This window comes from Brassicibacter thermophilus, from assembly GCF_055378355.1.
Map to the genome: position 1 here is coordinate 521,725 of NZ_AP042446.1, position 26,413 is coordinate 548,137.

Here is a 26,413-nt window from a genome sequence, read left to right on the forward strand (position 1 = left end):
ATTGCAGGAATAAGAATGCATTTGTAGAAAATAAACATATAAGTTATAGAATTCTACAATAAAAAAGGATGATGCAAATGCAAAATTATAGTTTAAAATCTATTCAACAATCTGTTATTAAATACGCAAATGTATTATCAAATGTTTTAGAAGTAGATGTAGAAATAGTTGATTCAAACTTAAATAGAATAGCAGGGACAGGGATATTTTCACAAAAAATAAATGAAAACATGTTAGCAGAAGGATATGTTTATAAACATGTTATTGAAACAGGAACGCATCAAATTATCGAAAATCCTGGAGAACATCCTCTATGTGAAAAATGCATTAATAAAGGCCATTGTAATGAATGCTTTGAGTTAAGTACCCCTATTAAATTAAACAACGAAGTAATTGGAGTCATAGGCCTTGTTAGTTTTGACCTTAAAAAAAGGGAATTATTAATCAGTAAAATAGATTCACATCTGGAATTTTTATATCAAATAGCAGATTTTATTGGTACTAAAGTTTATGAAGAGATGGAAAACCACAGAAATAAGATGCTAATTAAAGCTTTAAGAGAAATTATTGATAATGTGGATAAAGGAATAATTATGTTTGATAGTCAATTTAATATATGTGACATAAATAATAGCGCATTAAAACAACTTAATCTTAAAACAAAAAATATTAATAAAAAAGTTACACTTATACCTAAACATGAATCAATGATGGGTAAAGAGGAATATATAATTAAGATAGGAAATAAGAAATTTGATTTATTAGGGTCATTAATAACATTACCATTGGAAATCTCTAATTATAATAAGATATTTATATTTAATCGAATCAGAAAGATACAATCTGAAGCATATACGTTGACTTATGCAAATCAAAAGATAGAATTAGATGCAATATTAGGAAAATCAAAAAGTATTATGGCCATTAAAAATCGAATAAAAAAAATAGCGTCTTCTAATTCAACGGTGCTTATTACAGGAGAAAGTGGCACAGGAAAAGAACTTATAGCTAGGGCTATTCACTCGGAAAGCGATAGGGCCAACAAACCATTTGTTGCTATTAATTGTGGAGCTATTCCAGATACTCTTTTAGAAAGTGAACTTTTTGGTTATGTGAAAGGGGCTTTTAGTGGAGCTAATCCAAATGGAAGAGTAGGAAAATTTGAATTGGCAAATGAAGGTATAATTTTTCTAGATGAAATAGGTGATATGCCTTTGAATTTACAGGTAAAATTATTGAGGGTATTGCAAGATAGAAAGATAGTAAGAATAGGGTCTAATAAGTCTATTGACCTCAATGTTAGAATAATTGCTGCTACAAATAAAAATTTGAAAAACCTTATTAAACAGAATAAATTTAGAGAAGATTTATATTATAGACTTAATGTAATACCTATTACTATTCCGCCTTTGAGAGAAAGAAGAGAAGATATAGAAGTTATTATTAAAGAAAAAATAAAAAAATATAACATTTTATTTAACAAGAATATCACTTCTATTGATAAAGAAGCTATGAAAATTTTATTATACTATTCTTGGCCTGGTAATGTAAGAGAGCTAGAAAATGCATTAGAATATATGATTAATTTGGCAGAAGATAAAGATGTTATTACTAAGGAAATGATTCCGGAAAATATTTTAAATTATAACAATAATAGTAGTCAAGATGAAAATAAATTAGAACCTATAAAACCACTAGATAAAATTGAAAAAGAATATATATTAAAAGCTTTAGATGTTTATGGATGGGACACAAGAGGAAAGCAGATTGCTGCAAATAAGCTTGGTATTGGAATTGCCACACTTTATAGAAAAATAAATTCTTCTCGTAAATAGATTATTTAATAGACTAGACAACTATAAAGGATTATTATTAATTGTCAAATTGATAATTAGTTGTGAGTAAATTTTAATTATTTAATATAAAAATGCCAAATTACCTTGTTTGGTAAAGAAATTATCAATATGATAAATTTTATCAATATGAAAATAATAATTTTTTTTATCTTTAGAATGTATAGTTATTATTATTTAAAAATAACTATATCTTTTATATTTGAATAAGTAAAATAATTACTACAAAGATAAAATTATGTAATTTATATTTTTTTATGCTGAATTATGAATTTTTAATTAAATTTAATAGAAATAAGTTTAAAAAAAGTTATATATGAATTTAAATATAATATAATATATAAAAAATTTAACTATAAGTTTTTCTTAATTATGATAAAAACAGTAATATTTTTATTGATTATAATTTTGGCATAATTTTTGCTTTAATAAATAAATAAAATATATTTGTAAAAAAGGAGGAAGATATATGGCAGATTTGATGCGACCGATTTCCTTTGGTCATTTGATTGATTGGTGTATAGAAGAATATAGAAATAAAAATAGAGTATTTGGAATCAGTAAAGATAAATTTTATATTAATAAAAGTGGAAATTATATGATGAATGTATTTGGAGATAAATTATCTTCTCCTGTTGGACCCGCTGCAGGCCCTCAATCACAGCTAGCACAGAACATTATATCTGCTTATTTAACAGGAAGCAGGTTTATTGAGTTAAAGACGGTTCAAAAAATGGACGGGGAAGAAATTAGAAAAGCAGTAAAAAAACCTTGTATCAATGCAGAAGATGAATGCTATAATTGTGAGTGGTCAACAGAGCTTACCGTTGATCAAGCTTTTGAAGAATATGTGAAGGCATATTTTGCTATTAAAGTGCTTGCAAAAGAATTTAATATTTCTTCTGGAGACGATTTTGCTTATAATATGAGCGTTGGATATGACCTAGAAGGAATTAAAACAGAAAAAATTGATAGATATATTGAAGGACTTAAGGATGCATCTCAGACAAAGATATATCAAGAATGTTATGATTATCTCAAAAGTAATTTAAGAAAATTTGAAAGATTCAATCAGGATGATTTAGATAGAATATCACCTAATATATGTAATTCTGTAACTTTATCAACACTCCATGGCTGTCCATCTGAAGAAATTGAGAAGATAGCAACTTATCTTATGACTGAAAAAAATCTTAATACATTTGTTAAATGTAATCCAACTATGCTTGGATATGATTTAGCACGAGAAATACTTGACAGTATGGGATACGATTACATTTCATTTGATGACCATCACTTTAAAGAAGATTTACAGTTTAATGATGCATGTGAAATGATAAAGAGACTTATGCCTTTATCTGAGAAGCTAGGGCTTAAATTTGGATTAAAGTTAACTAATACATTTCCTGTAAATGTAGAAAGAAATGAGTTACCTGCTGATGAAATGTATATGTCTGGGAGAAGTCTTTTACCATTATCAATAAACTTAGCAGCGAAAATTTCAAGAGAATTTAATGGGAAACTTCCTATTGCATATTCAGGTGGAGCAGACGCTCTAAATATCGTAGAAATATTAGAAACAGGTATTCAACCAATTACTATGGCAACAAGTATATTAAAACCAGGTGGATATACTAGGTTTAAGCAAATTGCTGAGTTAGCAGAGCCTCATTTACATAGCGAATATAGTGGAATAGATGTAAACAAATTAAATAGTTTAGCAGAAAAGGTTATTAACGATAGAAGAAATCAGAAGTCTTATAGAGAAAAAGTTAGATCTAGGAAAACAAATTCTGAATTACCACTGTTTGATTGCTATAAAGCTCCATGTAAAGATGGGGGATGCCCAATTAACCAACAAATTCCTGAATATTTGAAACTTGTTAGTGAAGAAAAATATTATGACGCTATGAAGGTTATTGCAACAGATAATACTGCACCTACAATTACTGGAATACTATGTAGTCAACCATGTAGAAGTCATTGTACAAGACTTGATTATGATAATTCCCTTCATATGAGAGATATAAAGAAAATAGCAGCAGATAATGCACAAGAACAACTAATAAAAGATATTAAAAAAACAGATATAAAATCTAACAAAAAGGTAGCGGTAATAGGCGCTGGGCCAGCAGGTATTGCTGCAGCATTATTCTTAAGAAGAAATGGTATGAAAGTAGTTGTTTATGAAAAACTAAGTCAACCATATGGTATAGTAAAACATATTATTCCGAAATTTAGAATTTCAGATGAAGCTATTGATAGAGATTACAGACTTGCTGTTGCTCATGGTGTAGAATTTAGATTTAACCAACCTGGTGATTATGATTTGAAACAACTAAAGAAAGAGTACGAATATATAATTGTTGCCACAGGAGCTTGGAAGCCAGGTAATTCACCTGTTGTAGAAGGGAAAGATAAAGTAAAGGATGCCTTAAAATTCTTGTGGGAAGTAAAAGTAGAAAATAAAGCAGAACTAGGACGTAAGGTAGCTATCATAGGTGCCGGGGATGTTGCTATGGATTGTGCACGTCTTGCAAAAAGAACAAAAGGTGTAGAAGAAGTATCAATAATTTATAGAAGAACTGAAAGCTATATGCCAGCAAGTCAAGAGGATGTCAATAAGGTTAAAGAAGAAAATATAAAAATATATGAACTATTAGCACCAAAAAGTTATGATGGTAAGAAATTGGTTTGTGAGAAAATGCAGTTAGGCGATTATGATAATACTGGTAGAAAATCTGTAAAAGGCACTGGAAAGTTGGTAGAATTTGAATTTGATACTGTTATAGGTGCTACAGGTGCAAAAGTTGATACTTCAATGTTTGAAAGAAATGGTATTAAATTAAATGCTAAAGGTTATCCAAAACTTAAAGAGACGTTAGAAAGTAGTGAAGATCGTGTGTACTTTATTGGAGATTGTAAGAAAGGACCTTCAACTATTGTTCAAGCAATTGCAGATGCTAAGGTTGTAGCTCAAGATATATTAAAAAGAGAATCAATTGAGAGCGACTTTGTAAAATATAAGGTAGAGGAATCACAAGAAAAAATTTATTCTAAACGTGGAATTTTAGAAACTGAGAAAGATGGTATAGATGAAGCAAATCGTTGCTTAAAATGTGATCAAATATGTGAAGTTTGTGTTGAAGTTTGTCCTAACAGAGCTAATCAAATGATAGAGGTAGAAGGATTTAAGAAAATCCATCAAATAGTTCACATTGATGGTATGTGTAATGAATGTGGCAACTGTGGAGTATTCTGTCCTCATGCAGGAGATCCTTATAAAGATAAAGTTACTGTATTTTGGACAGAGGAAGATTTCCGTCTTTCAGAAAACGTAGGATTTTTGAAGTTAAATGATGATGAATTTCTTGTTAGAACAGAAACTGGGAATGTTGTAACGCATAAATTAGGAGATGGGAAAATATCTGACGAATTAGAAAGGGTATTAAAAGCACTAGTTGAGAATTATGAATATTATTTATAAAATAAAAAAATTACTTTATTATAGATAAATATATATTAATGTTGGATAAGTATATGACAAATAAACTTTCTTTACTCCGGTATTTAAGCACTATAGCGGTAAGTGTTTAAATAATCCGAAGTGAAAGTTTATTTGTCAAATGTTACAATTACGATATTGAACTTTTACTTAAGGAATTTTCAAAATTTAATTAAATAATTTATTATACAATATCCTCAAAAACTAAACTAAGGAGGTATTATCCTATGATTATAGGAAATGGTAGAGTGATTACAAATGATGCTGATAACCCATATATAGAAAACGGTGCAGTTTATATCAAAGGTAATGTCATTGAAGAAGTTGGAGAGTTTGAAAAAATAAAGCAAAAATATCCAGATGAAGAAGTAGTAGATGTTGGTGGTAAATTCATAATGCCAGGAATGATTAATACTCATTCTCATATTTATAGTGCATATGCAAGAGGTATGTCTGTATCTAAGCCAACAAATAATTTTTTCAATATACTTGAAAATTTGTGGTGGAATTTAGATAGAAAGTTAGATTTAGAAGATTGCAAGTATAATGCATATACAACCTATATTGAATCAATAAGAAATGGTGTAACAACAGTTTTTGATCATCATTCTAGTCCTAATGCTGCAACTGATAGCTTATTTACAATAGCTGAAGTAGCGAAAAAACTTGGAATTAGGACATCTCTATGTTATGAAGTGTCTGATAGAGACGGTAAAGATATAACAAAAAAAGAGATAGAAGAAAATGTAAATTTCATTAAAGCTTATAACAATACTAAAGAGGATATGATTAAAGGACTATTTGGTATGCATGCTTCTTTCACTATTTCAAACGATACTTTATATAAAATTAAAGAAGCTATGGAAGGGATAGATGCAGGATATCATGTGCATGTAGCAGAGGGGATTGAAGATGAATACGATTCATTAAGAAAATATGGCAGGAGAGTTGTTGAAAGGCTTTTCGATTTTGGATTACTAGGTAGTCAGACTATAGCAGTTCATTGTATACATGCTAATCAAAGAGAAATTGAGATTTTAAAGGAAACTGATACTAACGTAGTACATAATCCTATGTCAAATATGAATAATGCAGTTGGGTGTCCTCCAGTAATATCTATGGTAAAGCAAGGTATAAGAGTAGGGTTAGGTACAGATGCTTATACAAATGATATGTTTGAATCTATGAAAGTTACTAATATCCTTCATAAACACCACCTTTGTGATCCAACAGTAGGATTTATGGAAACTAAAGCACTACAATTTGACAATAACCCAGCAATATGTAGAAATTACTTTAAAAGAGAATTAGGTATTCTTAAAGAAGGTGCATATGCTGATATTATAACTGTAGATTATAAACCATATACTCCTATAAATGCTGATAATTATTTTGGCCATATACTATTTGGAATAACTGGCAGAATGGTAAATGATACCATTATAAATGGTAAATTCGTTATGAAGGACAGAGAGATACTACCTGTTGATGAAGAGGAGATATTTGCTAAATCTTCGGAAAAGGCAGCTAAAATTTGGTCTAAAATGTAGTTGCTTCAACATGAATATAATATTTATGCTTGGTGTAGAATTCTATACCAAGCTTATAAATAAAATCAAAGGGGGGTTTTTATGGAAAATGTAAAAGAAAGGAGTTTTTTAGAGAGAAGGTTTAAGCTTAAGCAAAACAATACTGACACAAGGACAGAAGTTTTAGCAGGATTAACTACTTTTATGACTATGGCATATATACTTATTGTTAATCCTAACATTTGTCAGATGCTGGAATGGATTGGGGAGGAGTATTTACAGCTACTGCTATTGCAGCTATGATAGGTACTCTTGCGATGGCTTTGTTAGCAAACTATCCATTTGTTTTAGCACCAGGCATGGGTCTTAATGCTTTCTTTACCTATTCAGTAGTACTAGGAATGGGAAAACCATGGCAGTTTGCTTTAACAGCAGTATTTATAGAAGGGATTATATTTATTATACTATCATTCTTTAAAGTAAGAGAAGCAATATTTAATGCTATTCCTATGAATTTAAAGAAAGCGGTTTCAGTAGGTATTGGATTGTTTATTGCACTGATTGGCTTTATTAATGCAGGGATAATTACTGCAAATGATGGTACTGTAATTGGATTAGGTAAAATAACTGCTGCTGGACCTTTACTAGCTTTAATAGGTTTAATAATTATGGGAGTACTATATGTTAAAAATGTTAAAGGTGCATTATTAATAGGTATTCTTATAACAACTATAATAGGTATTCCAATGGGGGTAACTCAATTACCTGAAGGTATCATTAATGCTCCTCCATCAATAGCAAAAGTTGCATTTCAATTTGAATGGGGACACATATTTAGCTTTGATATGTTAATAGTAGTATTTACATTCTTATTTGTAGATATATTTGATACAGTTGGAACTTTAGTAGGTGTATCTTCAAAAGCAAATATGTTAGATGAAAATGGTAAACTCCCAAGAGTAAGCCAAGCTTTATTAGCTGACGCTATAGGTACAACAGCAGGGGCATGTTTAGGTACTAGTACAGTAACAACATTTGTTGAATCTGCATCAGGGGTAGCTGAAGGTGGAAGAACTGGGCTTACATCATTAACTGCAGCTGCATTTTTCTTCTTGGCATTATTCTTTTCACCAATATTTGGAATGATACCAGGTCAAGCAACTGCTCCAGCATTGATATTAGTTGGGTTAGCTATGATAAGTTCAGTAGGTGAGATTAATTTTAAAGATTATACAGAAGCAATACCAGCATTTTTAACAATAGTTATGATGCCTTTCGCTTATAGCATTGCTGAAGGAATTGTATTTGGAATAGTTTCTTATGTAATCTTAAAACTTCTAAGTGGAAAGTATAAAGACATATCAGTAGTTATGTATATATTAGCTGTATTATTTATATTAAAAGAAATATTACCTTTGATTACAGGATAAATAGTTTTATAGCTGCCTCTAATAAGGCAGCTTTTTCATAATATAGAAATGAGGTGGATATAAAACGTGAATAGAATAATAAAAATTGCAAAGGGAGAAATAAAAGCAGAATTGGTTATAAAAAATGCTAACATAATCAATGTATTTACTAATGAGATTATTAAAGGAGATGTAGCAATAGATAAAGGTGTGATAGCGGGTGTTGGTAAATATTGTGGTGAAACTGAGGTAGACATAGAAGGAAGATATTTATCCCCAGGATTTATAGATGGACATGTTCATATCGAATCATCAAAAGTAGCTCCTGGACAATTTGCAAAAGCTGTTGTTCCTAGGGGTACTACTACGATTATAGCTGATCCTCATGAAATAGCTAATGTAAAAGGAATAGAAGGAATTCGATACATGCTTGATGAAAGCGAAAAACTTCCACTAAATGTATATATCATGTTGCCTAGTAGTGTACCATGTACACCTTTTGAGAATTCAGGAGCAGTACTTGAAGCAAAAGATTTAGAAGAGCTCATAGATGAGGATAGGGTACTTGGACTTGGCGAGATGATGGATTATACTGGTGTTATTGCTGGAGATAAGAAGGTAATTGATAAGATAATAATGGCTGATAAAAGGGGAAAAATTATTGACGGTCACGGACCCATGATAACTGGGAAAGATTTAAATGCTTACGTAGCTGCTGGAGTTAAGACAGAGCACGAGTGTTCAACTGTTAAGGAAATGATTGAAAGACTAAGGTTGGGTATGTATATTCATATTAGGGAAGGTTCAGCTACTAAAAACTTAAAGGAATTGATAAAAGCTGTTAATAAAGATAATTTGAGAAGAATAATGTTTTGTACAGATGATAAAGAGAGTAATGATTTATTAAAAAGCGGAAGTATTGATAATAACATAAGAATGGCAATAAAAGAAGGGATAGATCCAATAGATTGCATAAAAATGGCATCATTGAATGCAGCTGAAATTTATGGACTTAATAAGTTAGGAGCAATAGCACCAGGGTACAAGGCTGATTTAGTAGTTATAGATAATTTAAAGGATTTTAACATATTAAAGGTTTATAAAGATGGAAAGTTAGTTGCTGAAAATCACAAACCATTATTTGACTTTGTACACAAAGACAATACAGATATGAAAAATACAGTAAATATTAAGGATATTAATGAAAAAGATTTAAATATCTCTTTAAAGGGGGAAATGGTTAATATAATTAAACTTTTACCACATAGCTTAATAACTGAAAAAGTGGTAAGAAAAATTGACAACAGTATAATAACTAAGGATGGGAAACTTGTAGAAGGAAATGGTATATTAAAGGTTGCTGTAATCGAAAGACACAAGAAAACAGGTAATATTGGTTTGGCTTTAGTTGAGGGGTTTGGTTTAGAAAAAGGAGCAATAGCTTCTACTATAGCTCACGATTCACATAACTTAATAGTTATTGGTGACAATGATATAGATATGTTATTAGCTATAGAAGAATTAAGAAAAGTAGGCGGAGGAATTACTTTAGTGTCTAAAAGAAAAGTACTAGATACTTTACCTTTAAGTATAGGTGGCCTTATGTCAGAAGATTCTTTGGAAACAGTTAATGAGAAATTAAATGAGATGCATAAAATAGCACATAATGTATTAAAAGTAAATGATTATATAGAACCTTTTATGACTTTATCCTTTATGGCATTACCAGTTATACCTAAATTAAAAGTAACAGATAAAGGATTATTTGATGTAGATAAGTTTGAATTCATTAAGTTGTCTTATTAATTTTGTTTTATCAAAATGATAATAATTAAATATCATTGTAAGTAAACATACTTTAAAATCTTGAATCAAACTACAATGTTAACTGTTTTATCAATATGATAAATTTTATTAATATGATAAAACAAAAACTTTATTGATATTGTATTAATTGAAAAAAATGCATAATAAAATATTTTAACATTAAATATTATACAATTCCTTATTTAATTTATTTATTATCTAAGAGTTTTTTATATGTAATGATACAAGTATTATATTAAAAATAAGCCTATTTTAAAACAATTTTTATGTTCAAGTTGCTTTACTTATATAATAAACATAATAAATTTAGAAAAAACAAATTAGAATTAGAAAAATTATAAATTGGCATGAAAATTGTATGTATTATTGTATATAAAAAATTAACTGAAAGGAGTTTGTAAGGTGGATGAATCAGTAAAATGGATATGTAGGGAAAAAAATGACAAAGGGAATAACAAAATATCAGTAAAAGATTTTGATTTAGAAAATGCAAAAAAAGCGAGAAAATTTCATAAAAGCTTCGATGCATATTGCAAAACACCACTTGTTAGATTAAAAAATCTTTCAAAACAATTAGGTATTTCAGAGATTTTAGTTAAAGATGAATCTTATAGGTTTGGGTTAAATGCTTTTAAAGTATTAGGAGGTTCTTATGCTATTGGTAACCTTTTAGCACAAAAACTTGGACTTTCAATAGATGAAATTAGCTTTAATATGTTAAAATCAAAAGAAATTAAAGATAAATTAGGTGAAATTACATTTGTAACAGCAACTGATGGAAATCATGGAAAAGGTGTTGCTTGGGTTGCACAACAATTAGAACAAAAGGCTGTAGTATATATGCCTAAGGGTTCTTCTTTAATAAGATTAAACAGTATTAAGGAAACAGGAGCTCAAGCAAGTATTACCGATTTAAATTATGATGAGGCAGTTAGATTTGCAAATGACAATGCTCAAAAATATGGATGGCAAATTGTTCAAGATACTGCATGGGAAGGATATGAAGATGTACCAAGGTGGATTATGCAGGGCTATTCAACATTGATGTTAGAAGCCATTGAACAAATGCAAGAAATGAAGATAGAGAAACCAACTCATGTTTTCGTTCAAGCAGGAGTAGGTTCCTTAGCAGGAGCTGTACAAGGATTTTTATCATCTTTATATGGAGAAGAACAACCTATTACAGTAATTGTTGAGCCAAATAAAGCTGATTGTTTTTATAGATCTGCTAAGAACAATAAAAAGACTATTGTTACTGGAGATATGGATACTATTATGAATGGATTAGCTTGTGGTGAGCCTAATACAATTGGATGGGAGATAATAAATCATTATTCTGACGCCTTTATTTCCTGCCCTGAGTATATATCTGCTAATGGTATGAGAATTTTAGGAAATCCATTAAGAGGTGACGAAAAAGTAATATCTGGTGAGTCTGGAGCAGTAACTACAGGAATTTTATATTCTATTTTAAAAGATAAAAAATTAAGTTCACTTAAAGAAAAACTAAAGATAGATGAAAATTCAAAAGTATTGTTAATTAGTACTGAAGGGGATACTGACCCTGTTAATTATAGAAAAATAGTTTGGGATGGCATGTATTCAACAATAATGTAAAAGAGCAAAATATTAAAAAGTGGATTTTAAGATTAGTATTATAACTACTTTGAAAATGGTGGAGGATATTACTAATTTTATGCTGAATAAATAAAAATACAGGAGGAGAGATATATGGATAAGAATATTGATTTTAAAGAGATTTTGAGAGCTGCTGAAAAGTATAAGCCTGAAATGTCAAAATTTTTAAGAGATATGATAAGAATTCCTAGTGAAAGTTGTGGAGAAAAAGAAGTAGTTTTAAGAATAAAAGAAGAAATGGAAAAAGTTGGATTTGACAAAGTAGAAATAGATCCAATGGGAAATATATTAGGATATATTGGACATGGGAAACATATTATCGCTATGGATGCTCATATTGATACAGTTGGTGTTGGAGAAAGAGCAAATTGGAAGTATGATCCATATGAAGGATATGAGGATGATGAAATAATCTTAGGAAGAGGAGCTTCAGACCAAGAAGGCGGAATGGCTTCTATGGTTTATGCTGGAAAGATAATTAAGGAATTAGGGTTAGAAGATGATTATACACTAATTGTTACTGGAACAATACAAGAAGAAGATTGTGATGGTTTATGCTGGCAATATATTATTAATGAAGATAAAATAAAACCAGAATTTGTTGTTATTACTGAGCCTACTTCATGCAATATTTATAGAGGTCAAAGAGGAAGGATGGAAATTAAAGTTACTACTCATGGAGTAAGCTGTCATGGCTCAGCTCCAGAAAGGGGAGAAAATGCTATATATAAAATGGCTCCTATCATTAATGAGTTAAAAGCATTACATGAAAATTTACATTATGATGAATTTTTAGGGAAAGGTTCTTTAACAGTTTCAGAAATTTTCTTCTCATCTCCATCAAGATGTGCAGTAGCTGACAGATGCAGTATATCTATTGATAGAAGATTAACCAATGGAGAAACTTGGCAAGGTGCAATTCAAGAAATTAAGAATTTACCTTCTGTAAAAGCAGCAAATGCAGAAGTGGAGATGTATAGTTATGAAAAACCTTCTTATACTGGCTTAGTATATCCAACAGAATGCTATTTCCCAGCTTGGGTATTGCCAGAAGATCATCCTGTTTGCCAAACATTAGTAGACAGTTATAAAAAATTATTCAATGAAGAACCATTAGTAGATAAATGGACATTTTCAACAAATGGAGTATCTATTATGGGAAGATATAATATTCCATGTATAGGTTTTGGCCCAGGGCATGAAGATCAAGCTCACGCACCTAATGAAAAGACATGGAAAGATGAATTGGTAAAATGCGCAGCATTATATGCTTTAGTACCAATAACTTATGTTAATAAATATTCAAATAAATAATTAACTTGTATAATTAATAATATAGATTAAAATTTGAGGAAATTGCATAATTATCAAAGAATCAAAATTTAATTATGTAATTTTCTCATTCAATAAACAACCTTATTATGAAATATTTAAAATAATAAAATAGGAGGAAGAGTATGGAATACAAACAAATGCTAGAAACCCTTCAAAAATTAGATTACAAAGGTCTTTATCAAGATGACTTTTTCCTTACATGGGATAAAACTATGGATGAATTAAAATCGATTTTTACAGTAGCAGATTGCTTAAGGTATTTAAGAAGCAATAATATCAGTCCAAAAATTTTTGATTCTGGATTAGGGATATCTATATTTAGAGATAATTCAACTAGGACTAGATTCTCTTTTGCTTCAGCTTGCAATTTATTAGGACTTGAAGTACAGGATTTAGATGAGAAAAAATCACAAATAGTTCACGGCGAGACTGTAAAAGAAACTGCAAATATGATTTCTTTTATGGCTGATGTTATAGGTATAAGAGATGATATGTATATTGGTAAAGGTCATACTTATCAAAAGAATTTTGTTGAATACGTAAAAGAAGGATATGAAGATGGAATATTAGAACAAAGACCAACTCTTGTAAATCTTCAATGTGATATTGATCATCCTACTCAAATTATGGCTGATATGCTCCACATAATTCATGAATTTGGAGGAATAGAAAATCTTAAGGGTAAAAAAGTAGCTATGACATGGGCTTATTCTCCATCTTATGGTAAACCACTTTCTGTACCACAGGGAGTTGTTGGATTGATGACTCGTTTTGGTATGGATGTAACATTAGCATATCCAGAAGGATATGAAATAATGAATGATGTAGTAGAAAGAGGAAAGAAACAATCTGAAGCTTCAGGTGGCAAATTTACGATAACCAATTCTATGGATGAAGCCTTTAAAGATGCAGATATCGTATATCCTAAGAGCTGGGCTCCATATGCTGCTATGGAAAAAAGAACTAAGCTATATGGAGAGGGTAAATTTGACGAAATAGATAAATTAGAACAAGAATTATTAGAGCAAAATGCTCAACATACAGATTGGTCATGCACAGAAGAAAAAATGAAATTAACTAAAAATGGAAAAGCTCTTTATTTACACTGCTTACCAGCAGATATAACTGGAGTTAGTTGCGAAAAAGGAGAAGTAGATGCTTCTGTTTTTGATAGATATAGAGTACCACTTTATAAAGAAGCAAGTTATAAACCATATATTATTGCAGCAATGATATTCTTACAAAAAGTGAAGGATCCAGTAAAAATGCTCCAAGCATTATTGGATAGAAATAAATCAAGATTACAAGAAATTTAATATGCTTTAATGATAAGTTATTTATAATTTTATAAGAAGTTAGTTGCATAATAAAATTCTTTAAGAATTTTATTATGCAATTTCCTCATTTATAATATTATGTATTTATAATATAATATATTTGATGAATAATAAAAAATTTTCAGATTAAAGTAGTATTTTATTTATATATAGTTAAATAAGTTTTCATTTAAGATCTATCTATAAAATATAAATTTGTTAATAAATAGAGTGTAGAAAATTTATATGATGGGAAGGGTAAATGTTATGGGGATAGTATTGAAAAATGGAACTATCGTTACTTCACAAGACACCTATAAAGCAGATATTCGTATAAATGGTGAAAAGATAGTAGAAATTGGGATTGAACTAGAAGATGATGGAGATGAAGTGATATCAGTTGAAGGATGTCATATTCTCCCTGGGGGAATTGACCCTCATACTCATTTTGACTTAGAAACATCGACAGGAATCAAAACAGCAGATGATTTTGCAAGTGGTACTAAAGCAGCTATAGTAGGAGGTACTACTACTATATTAGATTACGCTACTCAAAATAAGGGGGAAACATTACAAGAAGGGTTGGACCATTGGAATCAAAAAGCTCAAAACAAGAGTTTCTGTGATTTTGGTTTTCATATGGCAATTACTGATTGGAACGAGAGAGTTTTGCTTGAGATGGAAGACATGACCAAAGAAGGGATATCTTCTTTTAAAATATATATGGCTTATAAGGGTACAATGCAGTTGAATGATGAAGAAATTTTTATGGCATTGAAAAAAAGCAAAGAGATAGGTGGATTAATAGCTTTTCATTGTGAAAATGGAGATGTTATAGATGCTTTAATACAAGAAGCAAAGTCAAATGGCAATACTTCTCCTTACTATCATCCATTGACAAGGCCAGCGTTAGTTGAAAATGAAGCAGTAACTAGGCTATTATATCTTGCAGAATTGACAGAATCTCCTGTATATATTGTCCATTTAAGTTCAAAAAAAGCTTTAGAAAGCGTAATTGAAGCTAAAAAAAGAGGCGTAGAAGTATATGTTGAAACATGTCCTCAGTATCTTTTATTAGATGATTCTTTATATAATTTAGATGGATTTGAATCTGCTAAATATGTTATGTCACCACCTCTAAGAAAAAAAGAGGATATAGAAGCTTTGTGGGATGCATGTAGGTTAAATTTAATTGATACTATTGCGACAGATCACTGTTCTTTTAATTTTGAAGGTCAAAAAGATATAGGTATTAACGATTTTAGTAAAATACCTAATGGTATACCAGGTGTTGAACATAGGATGTCACTTTTATATACGTATGGTGTAAAAACAGGAAAAATAAGTTTAAATAAGATGGTTGAATTAACATCTACAAATGCTGCAAAGTTATTTGGCCTATACCCTCAAAAGGGCACTATAGCAATTGGCAGTGACGCAGATATAGTAGTATGGGATTTTAATAAATCTTTTGAAATTAGTGTGGAAAATCAACTACAAAATGTAGATTATACTCCTTATGAAGGGTTTGAGGTCTATGGTAAACCAGAATATGTTTTTTTAAGGGGGAATAAGGTATTATCAAAATCTGAAATACTCACAGAACAACCTAAAGGTAAATTTATTAAAAGAAAAACTTTAAATCGTAATTTTTGATATTCTTTTAACTTACTGATTATAAAATATAATAAAATAACGCGGGGCTTTGCCCTTCCTCTCTAAGGAGAAGTTTCTAGAGCTGGGAACTAGGATAATCCATAAACTAGGGAGCCGAGGAAAGGACAATGAGGTAGAGAGGTACTGCGGCGTAACAGTTTATGACTGTAAATGGCAGGGAAGGACTATTGGGTGACCAATAAAAGATATTAGTAATTAGTATGTTGGGTATAATTGTAATTATAATATTATACCTTTACTTTAGCATACTCTTTATTACTATCATGTATTAAATCCTTCCTTCCATGCTTTTAAAGGAGGATTTATTTTTTTATGAGAAACATATTTATTATTAAAAATATAAGTATTCGGAATAAATTTTTTATACGGATAAATAAAAGAATTATAATATTTTTCATTCCAATTATTATGGTTATGACATCTCTTATGGTTGGGAAATATCCCATACAATTAAAACAATTATTAATTATTTTAAAAGAGGGTATTTTTTCTCTTGAACGTTCACAGCCAGATGTCTTGTATTCAGTAATATATAAAATACGTTTACCTAGAATTTTAGCTGCCTTAATTGCAGGTTCTTCACTAGCTGCTTCTGGAGCAGCATATCAAGGGATGTTTAGGAATCCCTTAGTTTCTCCTGACATATTAGGCGCTTCTGCAGGGGCTGCTTTTGGTGCTGCAGTAGGAATATTGTTTTCATTTGGTATAGTAGGTATAGAAATATTATCTTTTATATTTGGCGTTTTAGCTGTGGGGTTAACATATTTTATTGGTATAAAAATAGGGAAAAATACTAGAACAACACTTATATTAATTCTTTCAGGCATACTAATAAAAACGCTCTTTACTTCATTTATTACATTGATTAAATATGTTGCAGATCCATATAGCAAACTTCCTGAAATTACTTTTTGGCTCATGGGAAGCTTATCATCAGTCAATTTGAAAGATGCTTGTATTTTATTTGTAATTTTTATAATAGGAATTGTTCCACTAATATTTTTGAGATGGAAATTAAATATTTTATCTTTTGACGAAGAAGAAGCACGTGCCTTAGGAGTAAATGTAAATGTTCTAAGGATTATCGTAATATTGTGTTCCACTTTTATGACAGCTTCTGTTGTTTCTATAGCAGGATTGATAGGATGGGTAGGATTAGTAGTTCCACATTTTGCTAGAATGCTTGTAGGACCAAATTTTAGGAAACTGTTACCAGCAACAGTATTGATAGGAGGTTCATTTTTGCTTTTAGTTGATGATTTAGCTAGGTGTATAGGAAGCTTGGAAATTCCAATAGGAATTTTAACATCAATAATAGGAGTACCATTTTTCCTATATTTGATGATAAATGCGAAGAAGGGGTGGCTATGAAACTAGAATTAAAAAACGTTAGTTGTGGATATGGAACGGTGTCGATAATTAAAAATATTTCTATAGAAGTAAACTCAGGTGAAATATTATGCATACTTGGGCCAAATGGAGTAGGTAAAACTACATTATTTAAAACTATATTTGGATTTTTAAAAATACAAAGTGGAGAGATATCAGTCGATGGAAAAGACATACATAATTATTCACCTAAAGAATTAGCAAAACTATTAGGGTATGTTCCACAAGCGCATAATCCTCCATTCCCATTTAAAGTAATAGATGTTGTTTTGATGGGTAGGGCATGCCATATTGGAACTTTTAGTACGCCTTCTAAGAGAGATATTGATATTGCAATAGATGCATTAAGAAGTCTAGACATATTACATCTAAAAGATAAAGTATATACAGAAATAAGTGGAGGAGAAAAACAATTAGTCCTTATAGCTAGGACACTTGCACAACAAGCCAAAATGCTTATAATGGATGAACCAACATCAAATTTAGATTATGGCAATCAGATTAAAGTATTAAATCATATAAAAAAACTTGCACAAAATGGTATTGGTATCATTATGACTTCACATTTTCCTAATCAAGTTTTTCTTTGTGCGACTAAGGTTGCTATGCTAAACAAAGGAAGATTGGTAAAAATAGGTAATCCTAATGATGTTATTACCAAAGAGAGTTTAAAAGAAGTATACGGTGTAGAAGCAAAAATAATAAATAACCATGTTGGAAACAATAAGGAAGTTAGCTATTGTGTTCCTGTTTTAAATTAAGTTTAATCATGTTAAATGAAAAGGAGGAATTAAATTGAAAAAATCAAAATTAACTGTAGTTTTCATATTGCTTTTAATATCATTATTCATTTTTTTAGTTGGATGTTCAAAAGCAAAAGAAACTTATAACGATAATGAAGATCCACAAGAGGAAATATCTAAAACAGTTACAATAACAGATATGGCTGGAAGAACGGTGGAAATTCCTAGTAAGATTGAAAAAGTGTACTGCAAAAGTCCAGTGGGAACTATAGCTATGTACACGCTTGCACCTGATAAACTTGCTGGATGGAATTATAAGTTTACTGAAAATGAGAAAAAGTATATAAATGAAAAATATCTAAAACTTCCTATATTAGGGGGATGGTTTGGAAAAAACGGCAGTGGTAACATGGAAGAAATATTGAAAGCTAAACCAGATATAATAATAGACATGGGTATTATTGATGACACAACAATTGATGCAGATGAAAATATTCAAGAGCAATTAGGAATACCTGTAGTAATAGTTTATAGTGATAACTTGGAAAGTTTATATGATGCTTATATGTTTTTAGGCAAGATAATAGGCGAGGAACAGAAGGCGAAAGAACTTGCTGATTATTGTAAAGAAACTATAAATGATGTATTAGAAAAGGCTAAAAAAATTAATGAGAAAGATAGAGTAAAAGTATATTATGCTGAAGGACCTAAAGGATTACAGACAGAAGCTAAAGGATCAAATCGAACTGAAGCAATAAGATTAGTTGGTGGAGAAAATGTAGCAGAAGTATCCCAAAATAATAGCTATGGTCGTAGTGAAGTATCATTAGAGCAGGTGTTGCTGTGGAACCCTGATGTTATCATAACTGCTGCAGAGAGTGATAATGATAAAGATGTATCATTTTATGAAACAGTTTATAAAAATACAGATTGGAAAGATATAAATGCGATAAAAAACAAAAGAGTATATGGAATACCACAAAATCCTTTTGGTTGGTTTGACCGCCCATCTTCAGTGAATCGTATAATAGGGGTAAAATGGATTGGCAACATTTTATATCCTGAAGTGTATGATTACGATATGGTTCAAGAAGTAAAAGACTTTTATAAAATGTTTTATCATTGTGATATTAGTGATGAAGAAGCAAAGGAGTTATTAAATATAAAATAACATTAATACATTTAATAATTAAGGTGATAAAATATTTCCTGTTTGCTTAAGGCAAATGTAAAGTATAAAGGGGTTTTTTAAATGGATAATTTATTCCTTACAGGTAAAATAAATATTGGCAAAACGACAGTATTAAAATCCATAATACAAAAACTTAATATTAATAGTGATAAAATAGGAGGATTTTCAACTAAAGCATTTCTTGAATATGGTAAGGTAAAAGGGTTTTATATAGAACCGATAAATTATAATTTAGAAAAACCAGAATTTAAGAAAAGAATAATAGGTTACACCCCTGACGGCACAAGATGGATACCAGTTACAGAGACTTTTGAAAGTTTTGGAGTTGACATACTTAATTATTGCTTAAAAAGTTCTTTTGAACTAATTGTTATGGATGAGTTAGGTTTTTTTGAGAGTAAAGCATATAAATTTCAGGAAAAAGTTTATGAAATAATAGAAAGTAAGAAGAAAGTTTTAGGAGTAGTAAAGCCACAAAAAACAATATTTATGAATTCCATAAAAAAACGCGAGGATGTGATTGTAGTTGAAATTACTGAACAAAACAGAGACTATATATCCACACAATTATATAACAGAATCAAATAAAAGTTTCAGTAGAAGAAAATTTAATTGGACTCCGTCCAACATAAAATGGTTTTTGGATGCAGAAAAAAGTACAGATTTTTATGATGAAGCTATAAAGATAATGGAACCATATATCATTAATTCAAAAACTGTTATCGACATAGGTTGTGGGATAGGTACGTTTTCTATAAAATTGGCTATGAAAGGTTTTAATATAACTGCAGTTGACATATCACATTTAGTTATAAAAACATTGGAAAAAAGGATAAACAACTATTCTTTACAAAATATCCGTACTTTAAATACAGCATTTGAATTTATCCTTGAAAAAGAAAGATACGATATAGTATTAATGAGTTATGTTATGGGGTTAATAAACGAAAGTAATATAGAAAAGATTATAAACCTATCAAATAATTATACTATATTGATATTGCCAGTAGATGAAATAAAAGATAATTTTTCCATAACAGAGTTATACAAAAGAATCAAAATAGATGTAAGAAGGTTAAAGCAGCCAACGTATAAAGAATTAATAAAAGTTTTTGAAGGATTAAAAATAGACTATGATTTAAAAATATTTCAATCAGATTTTGGACAACCATTTGATTCAAAAGAAGAAGCTATTAAATTTATTCAATATTATTTTAAGATACCTGAAAGTAAAAAGGTAGAGTTAATAAAATGGATTGAGGAAAAACTTATACGAAAAAATTCTAAATATTATTTACCAAATAAGAAAAAAAGTGCAGTAGTTATAATAAAAAAATAATAGTGAATTTATAAATATAAAGGAGATGTTTTAAGTGATTAATATTAATTGCTTAGTAATCATACGGGGAGCAGGAGATATAGCAACGGGGATAGGTTATAGACTGCATAAGTCAGGATTTAAAATAGTTATGCTTGAAACAGACAAGCCATCTGTTATTAGGAGAAAGGTAGCTTTTGCTGAAACGGTATATGAAAATAATTATAAAGTAGAGGACTTAGAATCAAAACTTGTTTCTAGCGTTAAAGAAGTTGATGAATGTTTAAGCAAATCTATAATACCTGTAATAATTGATCCAAATGGAGAGTTTATACCAAAGCTTCATCCTGATGTAGTAGTAGATGCTATACTGGCAAAGAAAAATTTAGGTACTAATAAGGAAATGGCAGATATAGTTATTGGTGTAGGTCCAGGTTTTGAAGCAGGGAAAGATGTAGATGCAGTTGTTGAAACAAATCGTGGGCATAATTTAGGAAAAGTTATATTAGAAGGTAAACCAGAAGCAAATACTGGTATTCCGGGTAATATAGCAGGTTATACTGAAGAAAGAGTTTTGAGAGCAAATAACAATGGAAAAATTAAAGTTATTAGAGATATAGGTTCGATTGTAAAGAAAAATGATGCTGTAGCTGAAATAAATGGAATAGAAGTAAAAGCTAAAATAGACGGTGTAGTAAGAGGAATGATAAGGGACGGTTATGAAGTAACTATAGGGATGAAAATAGGAGATGTAGACCCTAGAGGGAAGGTAGAGTATTGTTATCACATTTCAGACAAAGCTAGAGCTATTGGTGGAGGTGTGTTAGAAGCAATTCTTCATCTATCAAATAAAAGGAGTAAAAATTGATGTTGTGTAATATATTAGATGTTAATTCTAATGACTTAATTTCAATAATAGGAGCAGGTGGCAAGACTACAACTATGTTTTACCTAGCAGAGGAAGCTAAAAGGAAAAACATGAAGGTATTAGTTACAACAACTACAGCTATATATTATCCTAGAGAAAAATATATTGATGAGGTAATAGTTTCAGATAAAGAAGATTATAATTGGTCTAGTATTAAAAAAGGAACAATAACAGTTATTGGGAGAAGTGTATCTAAGGAAGGTAAGTTGTTAGGAATAGATTCATCGTTAGTTAACATTATATTTAAGGAAGGTTTTTTTGATTTAATTTTAGTCGAGGCAGATGGTGCTAATAAAAAGCCAGTAAAAGCTTCAGCATATCATGAGCCGGTAATACCTACTTATACTACAAAAGTAATAGGAGTAGTAGGACTTGATTGTTTAGGTAAAAGTATTAGTTATAATAATGTTTATAGACCTGAAATATTTTGTAATATAACAGGTGCTAAAATGAATCAAATTATATCTAAAGAAATGATTACTAAACTAATTTTATCTCCAAAAGGTCTATTCAAAGGGGCATTAGATAAATCAGAAAAATATCTAATTCTTAATAAAGCTGACAATGATGAAAGACGTAGAAAAGGTATATGTATAGCTCAATATATTAAAAAAATAAAAAAACATAGCATAAATAATATTATTATAACGAGCTTTCTCAATGAGTTTATTGAAAAGGTGATTTAATATGATCACAGGTATTATTATGGCTTCAGGGTTTTCAAAGAGAATGGGAAAAGATAAATTACTCTTAAATATTAATGGGGAGACATTGCTTGAAAGGGTAATAAAAGCTGTAAAGGGATCAAATATTGATGAAATTATAATGACATATAGGAATCATGATGTAAAAACAATAGGTGATAAGTATAATCTCAATGTGATTTATAACAGTAATGCAGAAGAAGGGCAAAGTTCATCTATCAAAGTAGGAATAAATGCTGCTAAACCTTATACAGATGGTTATATGTTTTTTGTAGCAGATCAACCTTTTTTAACTAGTGATATAATAAATAAAATAATAGATATATTTAATAGAAATAATTCAATGATTGTGATGCCGCTATATAAAGATAAAAAAGGCAATCCAGTTGTTTTTCCTTCTTATTTAAAAGAAGAACTTCTTATGTTAAATGGAGATGTAGGAGGAAGAGAAGTAATAATGGGGAATCTTGATAGAGTTAAATATATAAAAATAGACAACTTTTCTGCTGGACAAGACATTGACACATGGGATGAATATATGAAATATTTCTAAAAGAGGTGAAAATAGTGGAATATAAAATTCTTGAAATGATATCGGGTGAAGTTAAAAAGAATAAGAGAGCAGCTATGGTAATTATCACTAATTCTTCGGATTCTACTCCCAGGGAACAAGGAACTATTATGGCAGTATTTGAAGATGGTTCTACATATGGAACTATAGGGGGAGGTAATTTAGAGTATTTATCTATTGAACATGCAAAAGAATGTATAAGGACAGGTGAAGATAAAGCCTTTAATTTTGACCTTACTAGTGGAGGAAATACAGGAATGCAATGTGGAGGTAAAGCTAGTGTATTTATTAAGGTATTTAAACCAAAATATAAACTTATTATAGCTGGAGCAGGTCATATAGCATTAAGTCTTGAAAAATTAGGTAATATGTTGGGCTTTTCTGTAGTTATTTTCGATGATAGAGAAGAACTTTGCAATAGAGAAAGATTTCCTCATGCAGATGAGCTTATAGCTGGGAACATAGCTGAGAATTTAAGAGAATACCCTATAGACCAAAATTGTTTTGTGGTTATTGTAACTCATGGACATAAAAATGACCAAGATGCATTAAGAGAAGTTATAAATAAAGACGCAAGATATATTGGCATGATAGGAAGTAGTAAAAAAAATAAATATGTAATGAATAATTTACTTAATGAAGGAATAAGTAAGGAATTGCTAGATAAAGTTTACGCTCCTATAGGAATAGACTTAGGTGGTGAGACACCAGAATGTATAGCATTTAGTATAATGTGTGAAATACTAGCAGTTAAAAATAATGGAAGCTTAAAACATATGAAGGAGATTAGAAAGTGAAAGCATTTTTAAAAAAAAGAATTATCAAGAAAAAGGTCTGTAGAAGTAATATAAGAATATCTATGCTTTTGTGAAAATAAAAGCTCTTTTCTGGCAAGAATCTAAATAAGATTAAATCCAGGAAAGAGCGTTTTTTATGAGTATAAGTTAACATTAAAGCTGAATCTGTTTTATTAAAAGGGCTATAACTATTTTTGATATATCAAAAAATTAACTTTCCTATACAAAAAACAACAAATTAACTGTACCTAAATTGTACACCATTAAGGTATCACATCAATATTTTCATAAAAACGTTTCACCGAATTAATTTAAGTTTACGATAGTAGATAAAAATAATATTTCTGTAGAAATGAAATTTTTACTTCATCAACAAAAAAATTTGAAATATATATTGCATATTTATAAATAATGTAATAGTCTATACTTAGTAGAATATGTTGAATAATAAATTGTTTTTTATCAAATTTTTATTAATTATTTTAATGCTTATGTCTTGGTCTATACTAATTAATGAGGAGGAAGTAAAATGTTTGATAAAGAAAAGCTAGACCAAATTAAAGAATCCCAAGAAAATTGGGAAAATACAACATTATCTAAAACTATCTCTAAGTTTCCAGAAAGAAAAGAAAAATTTACTACAGGCTCCGGTATAGAGGTAAAAAGAATTTACACTCCAGAAGACACTGCAGATATAGACTACAATGAAGAATTAGGGTTTCCAGGCGAATATCCATATACAAGAGGCGTACAGCCTACAATGTACAGGGGAAAACTTTGGACTATGAGGCAGTATGCAGGATTTGCCACTGCAGAAGAATCCAACAAGAGATATAAGTACTTATTAGAGCAGGGACAAACAGGACTTAGTGTTGCTTTTGATTTGCCAACTCAAATAGGATATGATTCTGACCACCCATTATCAGAGGGAGAAGTAGGGAAGGTTGGAGTTGCAATAGATTCTTTAAAAGATATGGAAATATTATTTGATGGAATTCCACTAGATAAAGTAAGTACTTCTATGACTATAAATGCACCAGCGTCTGTTTTATTAGCTATGTATATAGCAGTAGCAGAAAAACAAGGGGTACCAAAAGAAAAATTAAGAGGAACTATTCAAAATGATATATTGAAAGAATATATAGCAAGAGGAACATATATATTTCCACCTGAACCATCAATGAGACTTATTACTGACATATTTGATTATTGCTCTAAGAATGTGCCAAAATGGAATACTATAAGTATTTCAGGCTACCATATCAGAGAAGCTGGTTCTACTGCAATACAAGAGGTAGCGTTTACGCTTGCTGATGGAATAGCATACGTTGAAGCAGCATTAAAAGCTGGATTAAATGTAGATGATTTTGCACCAAGACTATCATTTTTCTTTAATGCTCATAATGATTTGCTTGAAGAAGTAGCTAAATTTAGAGCAGCTAGACGACTTTGGGCAAAAATAATGAAAGAAAGATTTAATGCTAAAAATGAAAAATCCATGAAATTAAAATTCCATACACAAACTGCAGGCTCAACTTTAACAGCGCAACAACCTGATAATAATATTATTCGTGTTACTATTCAGACTTTAGCAGCAGTATTAGGTGGAACACAATCACTGCATACAAATTCAAGAGATGAAGCACTAGCTTTACCTACAGAAGAATCTGTTAGAATAGCATTAAGAACTCAGCAGATAGTTGCTTATGAAAGTGGAGTTGCTGAAACTATAGATCCATTAGCTGGTTCTTATTATATTGAAAGTTTGACTAAAAAGATAGAAGAAGGAGCTATGGAATACATTAATAAAATTGACGAATTAGGTGGGGCTCCTAAAGCTATAGAAAAAGGCTATATTCAAAAAGAAATTCAAGATAGTGCATATAATTATCAAATGGATATCGAAACAAATAAACGAGTAGTAGTAGGTGTTAATAAATTCCAAATAGAAGAAGAACATCATAAAGATATATTAAAAGTAGACCCTGCTGTAGGAGAACTTCAAAAACAAAAACTAAGATCTCTTAAAGAGACGAGAGATAATGATAAAGTAAAAAGTGCTTTAGAAAAATTAAGAAAAGCTGCACGAGGAACAGAAAATGTTATGCCATATATATTGGATGCTGTTAAGGAATATGCGACTTTAGGCGAGATTTGTGGTGTACTTAGAGAAGAATTTGGTGAATACCAACAATCAGTAATTCTTTAAATTTATATATAAAAGCAAATGTAATAAAAAAATATTATAGTTTTATTTTGATAAAGAATAGGAGGATAAGTATGTCTGAGAAGGTTATAAGAGTTTTAGTTGCTAAACCTGGTCTTGATGGACATGATAGAGGAGCGAAAGTTATTGCTAGAGCTTTAAGAGATGCTGGAATGGAAGTAATATATACAGGATTAAGACAGACTCCTGAACAGATTGTATCTGCAGCAATTCAGGAAGATGTAGATGTAGTAGCAATGAGTATTTTGTCAGGAGCACACAATCATTTGTTTCCAAAGGTAGTAAAGCTACTTAGGGAACAAGGTGCAGATGATGTTTTAATTATTGGTGGAGGAGTTATACCTGAAGATGATATACCAGGATTAAAGGAAGCAGGGGTAGAAGCTATATTTACTCCCGGTACTCCTACTTCTGAAGTAGTTAAATATATAAGAGAACACGTAAAGAGATAGGAA

General features: G+C 30.0%; 19 protein-coding genes and 1 pseudogene. All 20 read left to right on the forward strand.

Translation table 11 applies throughout. The annotated features are described in order from the left end of the window. Positions 1-77: 77 nt before the first annotated feature. The 20 genes and pseudogenes from ACZ41D_RS02520 (at position 78) to ACZ41D_RS02615 (ending at position 26,410) form a co-directional block, all read left to right on the forward strand. Complete coding sequence (locus ACZ41D_RS02520) at positions 78-1,835, forward strand: sigma 54-interacting transcriptional regulator (RefSeq protein ID WP_464152348.1); 1,758 nt, start codon at positions 78-80, stop codon at positions 1,833-1,835. A gap of 487 nt (positions 1,836-2,322) precedes the next feature. Further along, positions 2,323-5,340 carry a putative selenate reductase subunit YgfK gene (gene ygfK / locus ACZ41D_RS02525; RefSeq protein WP_464152349.1) on the forward strand — a complete coding sequence of 1,006 codons (3,018 nt, stop codon included), beginning with the start codon at positions 2,323-2,325 and terminating at the stop codon, positions 5,338-5,340. A 245-nt stretch (positions 5,341-5,585) separates the two neighbouring features. After that, the gene (gene ssnA, locus ACZ41D_RS02530) at positions 5,586-6,908 is read left to right on the forward strand and encodes a putative aminohydrolase SsnA (protein WP_464152350.1); all 1,323 of its coding nucleotides are present in this window, start codon (positions 5,586-5,588) and stop codon (positions 6,906-6,908) included. A gap of 81 nt (positions 6,909-6,989) precedes the next feature. Further along, positions 6,990-8,317 (forward strand): annotated as a pseudogene (locus ACZ41D_RS02535) (NCS2 family permease). A gap of 66 nt (positions 8,318-8,383) precedes the next feature. Further along, entirely contained in the window at positions 8,384-10,102 is a 1,719-nt protein-coding gene (gene ade, locus ACZ41D_RS02540) for an adenine deaminase (protein WP_464152351.1), read from the forward strand. 423 nt (positions 10,103-10,525) lie between these two features. Beyond that, positions 10,526-11,740: a diaminopropionate ammonia-lyase gene (gene dpaL, locus ACZ41D_RS02545; protein WP_464152352.1), complete on the forward strand. Its 1,215-nt coding sequence runs from the start codon at positions 10,526-10,528 to the stop codon at positions 11,738-11,740. 114 nt (positions 11,741-11,854) lie between these two features. Beyond that, positions 11,855-13,075, forward strand: a complete 1,221-nt coding sequence (locus ACZ41D_RS02550) for a YgeY family selenium metabolism-linked hydrolase (protein WP_464152353.1) — start codon at positions 11,855-11,857, stop codon at positions 13,073-13,075. A 143-nt stretch (positions 13,076-13,218) separates the two neighbouring features. Beyond that, positions 13,219-14,412, forward strand: a complete 1,194-nt coding sequence (gene ygeW, locus ACZ41D_RS02555; protein ID WP_464152354.1) for a knotted carbamoyltransferase YgeW — start codon at positions 13,219-13,221, stop codon at positions 14,410-14,412. 267 nt (positions 14,413-14,679) lie between these two features. Further along, positions 14,680-16,068: a dihydropyrimidinase gene (hydA, locus tag ACZ41D_RS02560; RefSeq protein WP_464152355.1), complete on the forward strand. Its 1,389-nt coding sequence runs from the start codon at positions 14,680-14,682 to the stop codon at positions 16,066-16,068. Positions 16,069-16,401: 333 nt separating this feature from the next. After that, positions 16,402-17,460: a FecCD family ABC transporter permease gene (locus tag ACZ41D_RS02565; RefSeq protein WP_464152356.1), complete on the forward strand. Its 1,059-nt coding sequence runs from the start codon at positions 16,402-16,404 to the stop codon at positions 17,458-17,460. Further along, complete coding sequence (locus tag ACZ41D_RS02570; protein ID WP_464152357.1) at positions 17,457-18,239, forward strand: ABC transporter ATP-binding protein; 783 nt, start codon at positions 17,457-17,459, stop codon at positions 18,237-18,239. The genes ACZ41D_RS02565 and ACZ41D_RS02570 overlap by 4 nt, the downstream gene beginning before the upstream one ends. Before the next feature lie 34 nt (positions 18,240-18,273). After that, positions 18,274-19,392 carry an ABC transporter substrate-binding protein gene (locus tag ACZ41D_RS02575; protein WP_464152358.1) on the forward strand — a complete coding sequence of 373 codons (1,119 nt, stop codon included), beginning with the start codon at positions 18,274-18,276 and terminating at the stop codon, positions 19,390-19,392. Between the two features lie 81 nt (positions 19,393-19,473). Beyond that, the gene (locus ACZ41D_RS02580; RefSeq protein WP_464152359.1) at positions 19,474-20,001 is read left to right on the forward strand and encodes a nucleoside-triphosphatase; all 528 of its coding nucleotides are present in this window, start codon (positions 19,474-19,476) and stop codon (positions 19,999-20,001) included. 52 nt (positions 20,002-20,053) lie between these two features. After that, positions 20,054-20,752 (forward strand): class I SAM-dependent methyltransferase, encoded by a 699-nt coding sequence (locus ACZ41D_RS02585; RefSeq protein WP_464152360.1) that lies wholly within the window; start codon positions 20,054-20,056, stop codon positions 20,750-20,752. 34 nt (positions 20,753-20,786) lie between these two features. Next, the gene (gene yqeB, locus ACZ41D_RS02590) at positions 20,787-21,599 is read left to right on the forward strand and encodes a selenium-dependent molybdenum cofactor biosynthesis protein YqeB (protein WP_464152361.1); all 813 of its coding nucleotides are present in this window, start codon (positions 20,787-20,789) and stop codon (positions 21,597-21,599) included. After that, the gene (gene yqeC, locus ACZ41D_RS02595) at positions 21,599-22,345 is read left to right on the forward strand and encodes a selenium cofactor biosynthesis protein YqeC (RefSeq protein ID WP_464152362.1); all 747 of its coding nucleotides are present in this window, start codon (positions 21,599-21,601) and stop codon (positions 22,343-22,345) included. Before yqeB ends, yqeC begins: the two co-directional genes overlap by 1 nt. Before the next feature lies 1 nt (position 22,346). Then, complete coding sequence (gene mocA, locus ACZ41D_RS02600) at positions 22,347-22,916, forward strand: molybdenum cofactor cytidylyltransferase (RefSeq protein WP_464152363.1); 570 nt, start codon at positions 22,347-22,349, stop codon at positions 22,914-22,916. A gap of 14 nt (positions 22,917-22,930) precedes the next feature. Continuing rightward, positions 22,931-23,731 (forward strand): XdhC family protein, encoded by an 801-nt coding sequence (locus ACZ41D_RS02605; RefSeq protein ID WP_464152364.1) that lies wholly within the window; start codon positions 22,931-22,933, stop codon positions 23,729-23,731. A gap of 529 nt (positions 23,732-24,260) precedes the next feature. Continuing rightward, positions 24,261-25,940 (forward strand): acyl-CoA mutase large subunit family protein, encoded by a 1,680-nt coding sequence (locus ACZ41D_RS02610; protein WP_464152365.1) that lies wholly within the window; start codon positions 24,261-24,263, stop codon positions 25,938-25,940. 71 nt (positions 25,941-26,011) lie between these two features. Beyond that, a complete protein-coding gene (locus tag ACZ41D_RS02615) occupies positions 26,012-26,410 on the forward strand; it encodes a cobalamin B12-binding domain-containing protein (RefSeq protein ID WP_464152366.1) in 399 nt (132 codons plus the stop codon). The last annotated feature ends 3 nt before the right edge of the window (positions 26,411-26,413 follow it).